The 14,023-nt window shown below is 55.8% G+C and carries 12 protein-coding genes; all 12 read left to right on the top strand.

Annotation, left to right across the window (positions count from 1 at the left end; translation table 11 throughout):
• Positions 1 to 97 precede the first annotated feature (97 nt).
• The 12 genes from lpxA to COMA1_RS09510 all read left to right on the top strand — a co-directional run bounded on the left by lpxA (position 98) and on the right by COMA1_RS09510 (position 13,991).
• Positions 98 to 916, top strand: coding sequence for an acyl-ACP--UDP-N-acetylglucosamine O-acyltransferase (lpxA, locus tag COMA1_RS09565; protein ID WP_090747503.1), 819 nt, complete (start codon positions 98 to 100; stop codon positions 914 to 916).
• Between the two features lie 24 nt (positions 917 to 940).
• Positions 941 to 1,795, top strand: a complete 855-nt coding sequence (locus tag COMA1_RS09560; protein ID WP_090748833.1) for an LpxI family protein — start codon at positions 941 to 943, stop codon at positions 1,793 to 1,795.
• 92 nt (positions 1,796 to 1,887) lie between these two features.
• On the top strand, positions 1,888 to 2,823 hold the full coding sequence (locus COMA1_RS09555) for a Gfo/Idh/MocA family protein (protein ID WP_090747500.1): 936 nt from the start codon (positions 1,888 to 1,890) through the stop codon (positions 2,821 to 2,823).
• A gap of 103 nt (positions 2,824 to 2,926) precedes the next feature.
• Complete coding sequence (gene lpxB / locus COMA1_RS09550) at positions 2,927 to 4,057, top strand: lipid-A-disaccharide synthase (protein WP_090747497.1); 1,131 nt, start codon at positions 2,927 to 2,929, stop codon at positions 4,055 to 4,057.
• Positions 4,045 to 5,793: a lipid A export permease/ATP-binding protein MsbA gene (gene msbA / locus COMA1_RS09545; RefSeq protein WP_090747494.1), complete on the top strand. Its 1,749-nt coding sequence runs from the start codon at positions 4,045 to 4,047 to the stop codon at positions 5,791 to 5,793. The genes lpxB and msbA overlap by 13 nt, the downstream gene beginning before the upstream one ends.
• A 4-nt stretch (positions 5,794 to 5,797) precedes the next feature.
• A complete protein-coding gene (locus COMA1_RS09540; protein WP_176697976.1) occupies positions 5,798 to 6,430 on the top strand; it encodes a lysophospholipid acyltransferase family protein in 633 nt (210 codons plus the stop codon).
• A gap of 214 nt (positions 6,431 to 6,644) precedes the next feature.
• A complete protein-coding gene (locus tag COMA1_RS09535; RefSeq protein ID WP_176697975.1) occupies positions 6,645 to 7,880 on the top strand; it encodes a 3-deoxy-D-manno-octulosonic acid transferase in 1,236 nt (411 codons plus the stop codon).
• 1 nt (position 7,881) lies between these two features.
• On the top strand, positions 7,882 to 8,973 hold the full coding sequence (gene lpxK, locus COMA1_RS09530; RefSeq protein WP_090747485.1) for a tetraacyldisaccharide 4'-kinase: 1,092 nt from the start codon (positions 7,882 to 7,884) through the stop codon (positions 8,971 to 8,973).
• Entirely contained in the window at positions 8,927 to 10,672 is a 1,746-nt protein-coding gene (gene waaF / locus COMA1_RS09525; RefSeq protein ID WP_090747481.1) for a lipopolysaccharide heptosyltransferase II, read from the top strand. The genes lpxK and waaF (COMA1_RS09525) overlap by 47 nt, the downstream gene beginning before the upstream one ends.
• Positions 10,673 to 10,810: 138 nt before the next feature.
• On the top strand, positions 10,811 to 11,812 hold the full coding sequence (locus tag COMA1_RS09520; protein WP_090748831.1) for a class I SAM-dependent methyltransferase: 1,002 nt from the start codon (positions 10,811 to 10,813) through the stop codon (positions 11,810 to 11,812).
• Between the two features lie 89 nt (positions 11,813 to 11,901).
• Positions 11,902 to 12,975, top strand: a complete 1,074-nt coding sequence (gene waaF / locus COMA1_RS09515) for a lipopolysaccharide heptosyltransferase II (RefSeq protein WP_176697974.1) — start codon at positions 11,902 to 11,904, stop codon at positions 12,973 to 12,975.
• Positions 12,966 to 13,991, top strand: a complete 1,026-nt coding sequence (locus COMA1_RS09510) for a glycosyltransferase family 9 protein (RefSeq protein WP_090747474.1) — start codon at positions 12,966 to 12,968, stop codon at positions 13,989 to 13,991. Before waaF (COMA1_RS09515) ends, COMA1_RS09510 begins: the two co-directional genes overlap by 10 nt.
• Positions 13,992 to 14,023 lie beyond the last annotated feature (32 nt).

Here is a 14,023-nt window from a genome sequence, read left to right as displayed (position 1 = left end):
AATCATTGTCACGTGTCAACCTCCGGGCCACAAGGTCGGACGCGCATATGGTCGGAAGAGCGTGGTTCAAGGCTGACTAATTTTAAAGGGGGCAGGTGTGAAGATACATCCATCAGCGATTGTCCATCCCAAGGCCACGCTCGATACTGATGTCGAGGTAGGGCCCTTCTGTGTCGTTGGAGAACACGTGGTCATTGGAAAGGGGAGCCGCCTCCACTCTCATGTGAATGTCGAGGGGTGGACGGAGATTGGAGAACGAAACGAAGTGCACCCCTTTGCCTCCATCGGAGGGCCTCCTCAGCACCTCGCCTATAAAGGCGAGCCGACCAAGGTGACGATCGGCCATGACAACATCCTCCGGGAATACGTCACGATCAACAGGGGAACCGTCCAAGGGGGTGGTGTGACGTCGCTAGGTTCCAAGGGTATTCTCATGGCCTATGTGCATGTGGCGCACGATTGCCGGCTCGGCAACCACATTATTATGGCCAACGCAGCGAGCTTGGCCGGACATATCACGATCGGAGATCATTCCGTCATCGGGGGGTTGACCGGTGTGCTTCAGTTTGTGCGCATCGGAGACTATGTCATGGTCGGAGGGTGTTGTGCGATCGGTCAGGATATCCCGCCGTTTGCGTTCGCGGCCGGTGGATATCGTGCGCATCTGTATGGCCTCAATACGGTCGGCTTGCAACGACATGGCTTCTCCGTAGACCGCATTGCCTTGTTAAGGAAGGCGTTTGATCTGCTCTTTCGAACAGGTCATCGAACGGCCGAGGCGGTCAAGTTGGCGAAAAAGGAGTTCAAGGGGCAGGAGGATGTGGCCAAGATTCTTGCGTTCATGGAGGGGACGAAACGAGGAATCTCGAGGGCCGTCAGCTCCGACCTTGAACGTGAATTCGATCAACCGGTGTGACATCGATTACGTATGGGTCTGACCATGCCTATAGCGGACGGTCGAATCGGGGTGATCGCCGGAAACGGGCGATTCCCGATCATCTTTTCCGATAACGCTCGCAAGATGGGGCTTCAAGTCGTTGCTGTGGCCCACGAAGGTGAAACGGAACCGGAACTTGAACAGCATGTTGACCGGATCCATTGGGTCAAGATTGGTCAGCTCAACAAATTGATCAATGCGTTTAAGGCCGACGGTGTTCACCAGGTTGTTATGTTGGGAGGCATCAAGAAAACCCATATCTATAGCAATGTCCGTCCTGACTTTCGCGTGTTGGCCCTGGCCGCGAAATTGGCCTTGGGGAAGGATGACGATATTCTGCGCGCACTTGCTGCTGAGCTAGAAAAGGACGGCATCACCATCTGTGAGTCGACGTTTGGTTTGGAGGGGATCCTGGTTGAGGAAGGGACGCTGACTTCCCGCCAACCGACTAAGAAAGAGTGGGCCGATATCCGCTATGGATGGGATGTGGCCAAAGAGACGGGGCGCCTCGACATCGGGCAGTGTGTCGTGATCAAGGACCGAGTCGTTGTGGCGGTCGAAGCAGTCGAAGGAACCGATGAGGCGATCAAGCGTGGAGGTGCACTCGCCAAAGATGGAGTCGTCGTCGTGAAACGGTGCAAGCCGCAGCAGGATCTCCGATTTGATTTACCGGCTGTCGGGCCTAGAACCATTGAGGTCATGCGCTCTGTCAAGGCGTCCGTGCTCGCTGTTGAAGCAGGTCGGTCGGTGATGCTGGATCGAGAGGTGCTCCTTCGCCATGCAGCGGATGCCGGAATCGCCGTGGTTGGCGTGGCTCGAGAAGAAGAGTCGAGCATGATACCCACAGTGAACAGGTGATCGTCAGTATGTGACGTGGTGTTGATCGGTCGATCCGAGAGGGGCAATCCTTCGTGGGATTGCAGACTCTCTAACGCGTTTCCAAAGACAGTATGATCAAACTTCGTGCGGGCGTGGTTGGAGTCGGACATCTCGGGCAACATCATGCACGTCTCTATGCCTCATCACCGGATACGATGCTGGTTGGTGTCCTGGATCAAGATGATGTACGGGCCTCCGCGATCGCCCAGAACTACGGGACACAGGCATTCCGAAGTCTGCCGGATCTTCTGAAACAGGTTGATATCGTCAGCATTGCCGTACCCACCTCCGCCCATTATGCTGTTGCAAAGGCATGTCTCCAAGCAAGAAAGCATGTTCTTGTGGAAAAGCCCATTGCGGTGTTGTCGGGTGAGGCACAGGACCTTGTGGGGTTGGCCAGCCGTCAGGATTGTACACTGCAGGTGGGGCATAGTGAGCGGTTCAATCCCATCCTGCCGTTGATGCGACCTCATATCCACACTCCGATCTTGTTCGAATGTCATCGATTGAGCACGTATAGTGAACGGGGTACCGACGTCGACGTCGTGTTGGATCTCATGATTCATGACATTGATCTCCTGCTTTCCTGCAACCCTGGTCCCGTCGAGGCGGTTTGGGCTACCGGTGGAATTCTGCTTTCTCAGACCAATGATGTCGCCAATGTGCGCATCCAATTCAGGGAAGGCACTGTTGCACAGCTCACCGCTAGTCGAATCTCGCCAAAGGCCATGCGTCAATGGCGCGTGTTCCAATCCGACGGGTGTGTCACGATCGATTTTCAGTCTCGCCAAGGAATGGTCGGGCGCCGATCGCTTACGCCTGGTGGAAAACCGACGATGGCAATGGAAGAGATTCAAGCCGGCGATGCAGAGCCTCTCAAATTACAGCTCGAGTCGTTCCTTCATGCTGTGCGTGAGCGAACGTGCCCTGTCGTGTCAGGCGAAGATGGCGCGGCCGCAGTGGAGCTGGCGCATCGCGTGCTGGCTGCAATCAAGGTGGCGGAGTAACAAAAACAGTCTGGGTAGCCGTGCCCGAATCCGTGGGATTAGGTTCAGTCAGCCAGACTCATCCAACCACAATAATCGTATCGACTATGCTTGATAGACCATCGTGGCACGCATTCTAATTGTAACGGGCGAAGCCTCAGGTGATCTCCATGGGGCGAATCTTGCCAAGGCCCTCAAGGCCCAAGATCCCCAGGTTTCGCTGGCTGGGATCGGCGGGGCAGCAATGGAGGCGGCTGGTGTGCAATTAGTCTGCAAGATGGGGCAGTTCGATGTGATGGGCATGGTCGGACCGTTGGCGTTGGTGGCGATCGTCAGACGGTTTTTCTTCATGCGGCGGTTGTTTAGGTCCGAACCATGGGATCTGGTGATCTTTGTCGATAACCCAGGATTAAACCTACGGTATGCCTATTTTGCAAAAAGTGCTGGGTTGCGCGTACTCTATTATATTGCGCCGCAGATCTGGGCCTGGGGACCATGGCGGATGTACTGGATCAGAAAACGAGTCGATCAGGTCTTGGTGATTCTACCTTTTGAAAAACCGCTTTTTGAGAAAGCGGGTATGCGATGTACGTTTGTCGGCCATCCCATACTTGATGCAGTCGGCGGGTCTTATGATCGGGCGACGTTGCGTGCCAAGTTTGGCTTCTCCCCTCAGGAACGTGTGATTGCTTTATTGCCGGGGAGTCGGGCGCATGAAGTACAGGTTCTGCTGCCGATCCTCCTGTCAGCAGCGGAGAAATTGGCACGGCATAAGCCAGGGACGAAGTTTCTCCTCGCGCAAGCCTCCACGATTCAGGATAATCTGCTGCAGCCGTTTCTCCAACAGAACCGAGTGCCGATCACCGTGATAAAAGAACAGACCAGTGAAGTACTGGCAGTCTGCGATTTTGCACTAGTCAAGTCGGGTACGGCAATTTTGCAAGCAGCCGTGGTGGGAACCCCCATGGTGCTGCTCTATCACATCAGCGCATGGCAATGGTGGATCGGGAGATTCTTTATGCGAGTCAAATGGATCGGGCTTGTCAATCTCGTGGCAGGTCGATCCGTCGTGCCGGAGTTGTTGCAGAATCAGGCCACCGGTCAGCGGCTCTATGAAGAGACCTTACGGATCTTAGAAGATCCTACGGCCTATGCTGAAATGAAGCGGAGCTTGGCACAGGTACGAGACGCGCTAGGCGCACCGGGTGCCTCAATCAGAGCGGCGGAGAAGGTGTTGGCGGTATGTCGGGCGTAGAGCGGTTTAAACGGCTTATGCAGTATGTCCGCCCATATCGGGCGAGGTTTGTGGGCGGGTTTGTGTGCTCCGGCCTGGTGGCGCTCTCGACCGGGGTGTACGCATGGCTAGCTCGCCCGGTGCTCGACGGCATCTTTATCGAAAAAGATGAACGGCTGCTGTTGGTCTTGCCCTTGGCGCTGTTGGGGATCGCGGCCGTGAAGGCGGTGTTCAGCTATGGGGTGAACTATCTTATGGCCTATGTCAGCAATCAAGTGGTGGCCGATATTCGCCAAGAGTTGTTTCAGCAGCTCATGCGGTTGCCGGTTGGGTTTCATGATTCGAACACCTCCGGCCGCTTGGTTTCTCGAGTCGTCAACGACGTGGGATTGATGGCGAATGCAGCCTCGAACGTCGTCAAAGACACCTTCCAGAATGCACTCACGTTTCTCGCCATGGTCGGGATCATCCTCTATCAGGATTGGAGATTGGCCGGTATCTCCCTCATCGTGCTTCCACTGGCCGGCCTGACGATGGTGCGTGTGGGGAAACGGTTGAAGAAATTAGCTGCCAGCGGACAAGAGCAGATGGGCGACATGTCGTCGACGCTGCAAGAAATCTTCGCGGGTATCCGAGTCGTCAAAGCCTTTGGCCGTGAAGATGCGGAAGGGGAGCGATTCCGAGAACGGAACCGCGCCTATCTCTCCACGACGTTAAAAACGAATCAAGTGTGGGCGATCGGTCATTCCCACATGGAAATTATCGGTGTGATCAGCGTCGCCACACTGATCTGGTATGGTGGTTATCTCGTGATCAACGGAACGATGACTCCCGGCGCGTTCTTTTCGTTTATGGCGGCTATGATTTTAGCCTATACACCGATTCGAAAGTTGTCGGGGTCGAACAACTTGATTCAGCAGGCACTGGCGGCGGCGGAACGCGTTTTTGAGATGTTGGACATGAAAACGGAACAGTCTCACGATCACGGGACAGCCCCGTTGATGGGGATCAAGCAGGCCATTGAATTTCAGGGCGTGTCCTTGCGCTATGAGAACCACACGATTTCCGCCCTGACCGATATTGATCTGGTCATTAAGCCGGGTGAAGTGATTGCCCTGGTGGGGAGCAGTGGGAGTGGAAAGACCTCATTGGTGAGTTTGCTGCCACGGTTTTATGAGCCGACAGCTGGGCGCATTCTCATCGATGGCTTTCCGTTGGCCTCATATGAGTTGCAGTCACTGCGCGCGCATATTGGCATCGTTTCCCAAGAAATCGTCTTGTTCGATGATGCCATCCGACGAAACATCGCGTTCGGACGGACTGGTGCGAGCCAAGCGGATGTGGAGCAGGCTGCCAAACTGGCGTATGCCCACGACTTTATTCTCCGTCTTCCTGAGGGCTATGAATCGGTCATCGGGGAGCGTGGGCTCAAGTTATCGGGAGGTGAGCGCCAACGACTGGCTATTGCTCGCGCCATTCTTCGTGATCCGCCGCTGTTGATTCTGGATGAGGCGACTTCAGCGCTGGATACGGAGTCTGAACGGATCGTGCAATTGGCGCTCGCGAATCTGATGAAGAATCGGACGACTCTGGTGATTGCGCATCGGCTCTCCACGATCCAAAATGCCGATCGCATTGTGGTCTTGGAACGCGGAGCCATTGTTGAAATTGGGACACACGAGGAATTGCTTCGACAGGGCGGAACCTATCACCGGCTCCATACGATGCAGTTCCAATCCGAGGAGTTGCCACGCTGAACCGATGAAACACTCGCCCTTCGTGAAATGGTTGAAGCTTTCGGTCCTACCTCCGGTGGCGGCCGCCCTCATGCGCGGAGTCGCCTGGTCGATGCGGTGTGAAACGGGCGGCCATGAGGCGGTGGATGCCTTGTATCGAGAAGGGCAGCACGCGATTTTTGCATTTTGGCATGGGCAGCAGTTGATGATGCTGTTCGGCTACCGTGGAACGGGTACACAAGCGTTGATCAGCCAACATGGCGACGGTGAAATCATTGCGCGCATCGTGGCCCGATTTGGTCACAAGGCGGTGCGTGGCTCCAGTACCCGAGGAGGGGCGGGAGCGTTGCGAGCGTTGATCAAACTCGGCCGGTCTGGCCAAGATGTCGCTGTGACTCCTGATGGTCCTAAGGGCCCTCGGCAGGTGGTCAAGCTTGGGGTCATTCAAATGGCTAAAGCCAGCGGGCTTCCCATCGTGCCCATGATCTTTGCCTGCTCAAAAAAAAACTCTTTGCGAGCTGGGACCGCTTTATGGTCCCGTACCCGTTCTCCAGAGGCCTATTCCTCTATGGAAGCCCGCTCTGGGTCCCGCGCGAGGCGGATGCTGCCATGCTTGAAACCCTTCGGGCGGAACTTGAGACAGCCCTCAATCAGTTGACAGATCAGGCCGAAGAAGATGTGACGCGTGAGCAGTGAGACGTGAAGCGTAGGAGGTACTGAAGTTTTGCAAGACGTTTCACCTTTTACCTCTTACGTCTAACTTCGTTCCCATGTGGAAGCTTCTCTATAACATTGGCCTTCTTCTCGCATCGCCCGTAATCGTGGGTGTTCTCCTTGCCAAGCCACGCTGCCGGCCTGGTTTCCTGCAGCGCATGGGCTGGCAGCTACCTATTTTTGACGGGACCCAACCGTCTCGACCGCTGGTGTGGATTCATGCCGTGTCGCTCGGTGAAGTGGTCGCTGTTTCGCCGCTGGTCAGGGCATTGCATGAACACCATCCCGAATTTCGCTATATCCTGACAACGGTGACCGAGACTGGCCGTGAAGCGGTCGAGCAGCGCTTAAAGGGTGTTGCCGAACATCGGTATGCGCCACTTGATTTCACCTGGGCGGTGGGGCGGATGATCCGTCATATGCAGCCGATCCTGTATGTATTTGTCGAGACGGAGTTGTGGCCCAATCTCTTGTGGTCACTGCATGAGCACGATGTGCCGTCCGTCCTCGTGAACGGCCGGTTGTCTTCCCGATCGTTCGGTCGTCAGGATCTGCCTCTTATTCGCTCCTTCTATCGGACGGTTCTTCAAACGCTGACGCTCTGTTTGATGCAATCGGACAGGGATCAGGAGCGTATTGTGGCGTTGGGAGCGGAACCTTCACGTGTTCATGTGACCGGTAATATCAAGTTTGATCAGCCGCTCCCGGAGATGAAGGCGGAGGCGTCGCTCCGCCAGAGTTTGGGGGTTGAGGAGTGCGAACAATTGATTCTTGCCGGCAGTACCCATGCTGGTGAAGAGGAACTCCTGGCTTCGGCCTATGCACAGATCGTCAAGAACCATCCTGATACGGTCTTGATGGTGGCGCCGCGCCATATCGAACGAGCCGAGAAAGTCGAAGCCATTTTTCGAGAGGCGGGATTCGCCGTCGAACGGAGGAGCCGGATTCAATCGGCGCACAAGGGCCCTCGTGTGATCATTTTAGATACAAGAGGAGAGCTTGCTCGCGCCTATCGAGACGCCGTCGTGGCTTTTGTGGGAGGGACGTTGATTCCCGTCGGAGGGCACAATTTGCTCGAGCCTGCCGTGTGGGGGACTCCGGTGATGTTCGGACCCTATACAGACCATTGCGCCGAAATAGCGACGCTCTTGTCACAGTCCGGAGGAGGACGTCGGGTGATGGGAGTGGAGGATCTTGTCGTCTCGATTGAGGAATGGATACGTCAGCCTGACAAACGGAATCAAGATGGTCAGGTGGCGAAACAGGTGGTGTCGGACAATCAAGGCGCACTTATGCGGAGTGTGGAGCAGATAGAACAGTGCATCCGTACTGCTTCGTCGTACTCCGACCATTCTCTGACAACAGGGGCAGGGCCTCTGGTGGTCAAACCCTGATATGTCATTTCTGTCTCCAGGACAACCGGTCCGTACATGGCTGTACTGGATTGCCGGGTTGTACGGTCTCACCACCCAGGTTCGGCGATGGTGCTATCGACATGGTTGGCTGGTAACCGCACGGTTGCCTTGTCCGGTCATTAGCGTGGGGAACCTGACGGTCGGAGGAACAGGAAAGACTCCGTTCGTTATTTTTCTGGCCCAACGATTAGTGGCCAAGGGCTGGCGAGTCGCAATCTTGAGCCGAGGCTATAAGCGGACGAGTCATGCATCGCATGTTCTGGTATCGGATGGAGCGCACATTTTGGCTGATTCATCGGAGTCGGGGGATGAACCGTTCCTAATGGCCCAGCGTTGTCCCCAAACTGTCGTGGCGGTGGGCGCAAATCGTGTGGCACTCGGTCGCTGGGTCTTACAGCAACATCCCGTCGATTGTATGATTTTGGATGATGGGTTTCAGCATCTCGCGCTTCATCGAGACGTGGATTTGCTCCTGCTGGATGCAACCGATGCGGTCGGACTCGACGCATTGCTCCCGGCGGGAAGACTCCGAGAACCGTTGCAGGAATTGGATCGGGCGAGCGCGGTGGTGATCACTCGAGCCGATTCTCGCCAGGACGTCGATGCCATTCGGAGCCGATTACGCAGGATGCCTTGTGGCTCCGATGATGACATTGAGGTGGTCTTTCGACCGGAGTCTTTCATTGCGATTGGGTCGGGGGCGTCACAGGTCATTGAATGGGGGAAGGGGAAAAAGGCTTGGTTGGTGAGCGGAATCGGCAATAGCCCCTCGTTCCGCCGCTCGGCTGAATCCGTTGGAGTCGAGATAGTGGGCGAGACCATGTTTGAAGATCATCATCGCTACAGTCAACGTGAGATCGGGGAGGTTCGCAATCAGGTGCGGGGTAGCGGGAGTGACTTCGTGTTGACGACTGAAAAGGATGGGGGGAAACTGAAGCCCTTGCTCGAGGCCGACGCTTCCTGGTGGATGCTTCGGCTTGAAACATACGTGGTTCGAGGAGAAGAGCGGTTGTCTCAGCTGATAGATGGGCCTCTATCGCGAAGCCGTCACACAGCGGAGCGTCATGCTTGAAACGCAGCCTCGAAAAATTCTGCTACGGGCACCGAATTGGATCGGCGATGCCGTCATGTGCGAGCCTGCTCTTCGAGGTCTCAGGTCGCTATTTCCTGAGGCAGAAGTCACGATGCTGGCCAAATCTGCTGTTGCTGAGCTGTTCCGTGCCGCTCCAGAGCTGAATCGGGTGCTGGTCTACGAGGATAAGGGGGCTCATGCCGGACTCTCAGGGAAGTGGGCGCTTGCTGGTTTGTTGCGGCGTCATGGGTTCGATCTCGCCGTGCTGTTTCAGAACGCCTTTGAGGCGGCATTTCTTGCGTGGCTCGCCGGCATTCATCAGCGGTATGGCTATGCGACGGATGGACGAGTCTTCTTCCTGACCAACCCGGTCGCCGTAGTTGAGCCTCGCCAATCAGTCCATCAAGTCGAGTACTACTGGAATTTGCTGAAACCCTTGGGCTTGTCTGGTGGTGCTCCAAAACCGACACTGCATGTAACGGCGGAAGAGAGTCACGCGTTGGATGCGAGACTCGAAACACTTGGGACCGGTGTCTCGGATATCGTGATCGGGATCAATCCTGGATCGACTTACGGCAGCGCGAAGCGATGGTTGCCGGAGCGGTTTGCTGAAGTCGCGAGCAGACTTGCCGCACAAGTAGGTCGTGACGAAGGTAGGCAGGTGCTCGTGGCGATTCTGGGAGCGAAGGGTGAGGAGTCCTTGGGTCAGGACATCGCATCTCGAATCAACGGACGAACAGTGGTGTTGTCCGGCGCCACGACGATTCGAGAATTGATGGCAGTGGTGAAGCGATGTCGTCTCCTCATCACCAATGATACAGGGCCGATGCATGTGGCGGCTGCGTGCGGAGTGCCGGTGCTTGCGGTGTTTGGTCCGACAGATTCGCGCACGACTTCTCCATATGGACAGGAGCAGTCGGTGGTTCGAGAAGCGGTTGATTGTGCGCCCTGTCTGCTTCGGGAATGCCCGATTGATCACCGATGCATGACCCGTATCTCCGTTGACCGGGTATACGAAGCGGCGCTGCGACAAGTGAGTAGGTTAGGGGTAACGGGTGAAGGGCAAGCGAAGAACAGCTCATCTGCGCTTCACGCCTCGCACCTGATGCCTAATCGGCTCCTGGAAGGCTACACCATCTTTCTTGACCGAGACGGCACGCTCAATCCTGATCCTGGATATATCAACTCCCCGGACCAGTTTGAATTATTCCCTGGCGTGGCGGAGGCGCTCGGACGGTTGAAACTGGCGGGTGCCCGATTGATCCTTGTGACGAATCAATCGGGTATCGCACGAGGACTCCTCTCTCGCCAGCATCTTGATGCTATCCATAGGAAGCTCGCGTATCTGCTTGGTCAGGCAGGCACGACACTGGACGGTATCTACTTTTGTCCCCATCATCCGGATGACGGGTGTGGGTGTCGAAAGCCCAACCGTGGGATGATTGACCAGGCAGTCCAAGAACAGGAGGTGGATCTGAAGCAGTCGTATGTGATCGGCGATCACCTCCGTGATGTCGAATTAGCCAAACGGGTGGGAGCACGAAGTGTCCTCGTGACCACCGGGGCGACTCGTCTGCAAGACGTGGAAGGTTTGACGGACACTCAGCTGATTCCGGATAGAGTTGAAGCCTCCCTGACCGAGGCTGTGGACTGGTTGTTGTCTGATGTGAAGCGTGGAGCTCTATCACAGCATGAATAGTACGGGTTGGGTCGAGCATACGGTTTGAGAAGTGTGCGGCATGCCGGACAAGGCCGGACTTGTGTTGGCTACGCAGCGAGAGTAAGTTGTCTCGGGATACGATACCCAGCGCGTTGTGCGACTCGAGGAGAAATGGTGATGGCCGTGGACCAAGGTACGAAGGATTGTTCCATCCCCTGTAACCTCTGTGGCGGGACCGAGGTTTCGATTCTTTCAACCAGAAGTCGTAGCAGGAACCCGTTACGGACCGTCATCTGCCAAGCCTGTGGGCTCGTATGGTCGGATCCGCGGCCACACGATGCCCGACAGTTTTATGAAGCAGAGTATCGCCTTGCGTATAAGAACACCTACAGTCCGAAACCCAAGCATGTCGTGCGTGCGGGCAAGGTCGCTCTGTCACGGTTTGGGAAGATTACGCAGTTGTTGTCGAGTCGGAAAACAGTACTCGACGTCGGCACTGGAGGCGGAGAGTTCGCCTATTTACTCCAATCGCTGGGTCATGTTGTGAATGGGATCGAGCCGAATCGAGGGTATGCTGATCATTCGATCCAACAATATGGGTTGACGGTTCAAGTTGGATTCGTACAAGACGCGACGTTTGCTCCCGCCTCGTTCGATATCGTGACGATTTGGCATGTCCTTGAACATACGGAAGACCCGGGCTTCATTCTGGCACGCCTCCGTTCTTGGTTAAAACCTGACGGGGTACTCGTTGTAGAGGTTCCGAATGTGGAGGCGACCTGCCAGGCACCTCGCAATACATTCCACGAAGCCCACCTCTACAATTTCAATGTTGTGTCATTGCGCCGGTTAGCCAAAAAACAGGGATTGTATGAAACCTCGCATCTCATCTCCCAGGATGGTGGGAATATCACGATGTTTTTCACTCCAAAAGAGCCCCTGATTGCCGATCCATTCTCCGCTATGATTCCAGGAAATTGCGAGTGGATCTCGAGAATTGTGCGCCAACACACGTTTTTGCGGCATCACCTCAGTCCCTCCCCATATGTGCGAGTGTGGCAACGTCTCTGTCGGTCGCTCGAAGAGCGACGCGAAACGGCAGCTTCGAGCAGCGGTAAGGCGATACTTGATGGCCTCTATGCCCCTCATGTGCAGGCCCATGTCCCCACATGTGCATGAAGAGAGATGGTGTCGGTACGGGTGAGGGACCTGCATCGTGACTCAGTATTCCGATGTTGTCCCCGCTGCAAAGACAGAAAGGTTGTCCGGTGTCATCTGTCACCTCTTTGGATGCGGCTCCTTTTTCCCTATGGGATAGCGCCCGTATTCTTCTGATCAAGCCGAGTTCGCTCGGAGATATCGTCCATACGTTTCCAGTGGTGTCGGCGATCAAGGCGCAGTGGCCCGGGGTGCATCTGACATGGGTGGTGAAGCGCCAATGGGCTGAGCTCGTTGAGCGAGCGGAGGGGATCGATCGTATCTGGCCGATCGACATGACGGTCAGCAGTTGGGTGCGGGAGGGGTTGGCGCTCAGGGCTGAGCGGTTTGACCTCGCGCTTGATTTGCAAGGGTTGTTTCGAAGCGGTGTCCTGGCTTGGTTGAGTGGTGCACCGACACGGTTTGGTTTTGCGAACGGACGGGAGGGTAGTCCTTGGTTCTATACCACCCGTGTTCCGGTCACACATCTGAATGTTCACGCAGTCGATCGATACCTTTCCCTATTGAGTGCCTTGGGGGTGAGACTCCCTGAGAAACCCCAGTTTCGGTTCAAGCTCCTGGAAGAGGATATCGCCACTGTTCGAACGGTCTGCCACCGTCAAGGTTTTGCCATCGATCGGCCATGGATTGCGATGAATATTGGGGCGCGGTGGCCGACAAAGCGATGGCCGCTCACGGCGTTCGCTGCGGTCCTGGACCAACTGTATGCCTCGCAGCTTGGGCCGGTCGTGGTCATCGGAAGTTCGGAGGAGCGTTTTTATACGAATCAGCTCAGGGCTCTGACGGCGAGTTCTTTTATCGACCTCTGTGGGGAAATCCCATTGGGATGTTTACCGGCGCTGCTTTCAACAGCATCTGCCATGGTGACCAACGACTCTGGGCCGATGCATATTGCATCAGCCCTGGGAGTTTCTGTCGTCGCACTGTTCGGACCGACGAGTGCGATTCGGACCGGACCGTATGGCGATGGCCATCAGATCCTGAGTGGGCCGGTTCCATGTAGCCCCTGTTTCAGCCGTGTCTGCCGACATATTCCAGAATTGGAATGTCTTCACCTCATTACGCCGACCCAGGTAGTTGATGCTATTCACCCGAGGTTAACGGCTCACGCGCCATGTCAATGAACGTCTTGATCGTTCGACCTGACGGTATCGGCGATGTGCTCCTCTCGCTTCCCGTGGCAACGCAACTACGGGAACTCGTGCCGGGTGTCAGAGTCGAGTTCTTAACCAGTCCCACAGTGGCGCCGCTGCTTGAGCACCATCCTGATGTGGATGCTGTCCGCACCATTCGTCTCACAGATCCGTTGGCAGAATTGCGTCGTGCCTTTTTACACGGAGTTGAGGTGGCGGTGTTTCTCAAGCCGTTTCGCCGGTTGATGTGGGCGGCCTGGCTGGCGCGGGTACCGATACGAATTGCGACGGGCTATCGTTGGTATAGCCTCTTGTCGAATAGACGGATCTATGAACATCGCAGTGAATTTGCGAAACATGAATCAGCATACAACGTTGAGATGTTGAGAGGCTTGGGGGTGCCCCCTCGAGAGGTTCAACCTCCAAGGTTGTTCGTGACGGAGCAGGAGCGAAACATTGGGGTATCCTATTGGGCGGATTTGCCGAGCCCGCGAGTCATCATTCATCCTGGAGGCTTTTCTGCACGCCGATGGCGACCGGAGTATTACCGGGATCTGGCTGCTGAGTTGGCGCAAGCCGGTTATGGGGTGATCTTGACTGGCAGCGAGTCAGAAAGAAAACAGTTTGAATCCCATGCCCAGCCTCCCATGCACATCCCAACCGAGATCAAGAATTGTATGGGGCAACTGTCGCTCCGCCAGCTTATGGCAGTGATTGTTCATGCCCATGTGGTCGTTTCGGGAGCCACGGGACCAGCTCATATGGCGGCAGCGCTGGGAATCCCCACAGTCAGCCTGTTTGATCCTCGCCGAAACAATTTGCCCGTGAGATGGAAGCCTCTTGGAAGGGGAGTCGTCCTACGCCCGGATGTTCCAACCTGCGACAAATGTATCGGTGAAGCCTGCTCATACTGGGATTGTCTTGATCATTTCACGGTCGACAAGGTGGCGACTGCCATCAGGCTGGTGATTGATGCTCCTTCGGCTCTCGTCATACACCACGTCTGAGGTCGACTATCGGCTGGACGCATGGTTTCTCG

The sequence above is a fragment of the Candidatus Nitrospira nitrosa genome, from assembly GCF_001458735.1.
GTDB classification, from domain to species: domain Bacteria; phylum Nitrospirota; class Nitrospiria; order Nitrospirales; family Nitrospiraceae; genus Nitrospira_D; species Nitrospira_D nitrosa.
Note: the sequence above shows the minus strand (reverse complement) of the source record. Positions and strands in the feature narration are given on the sequence as shown.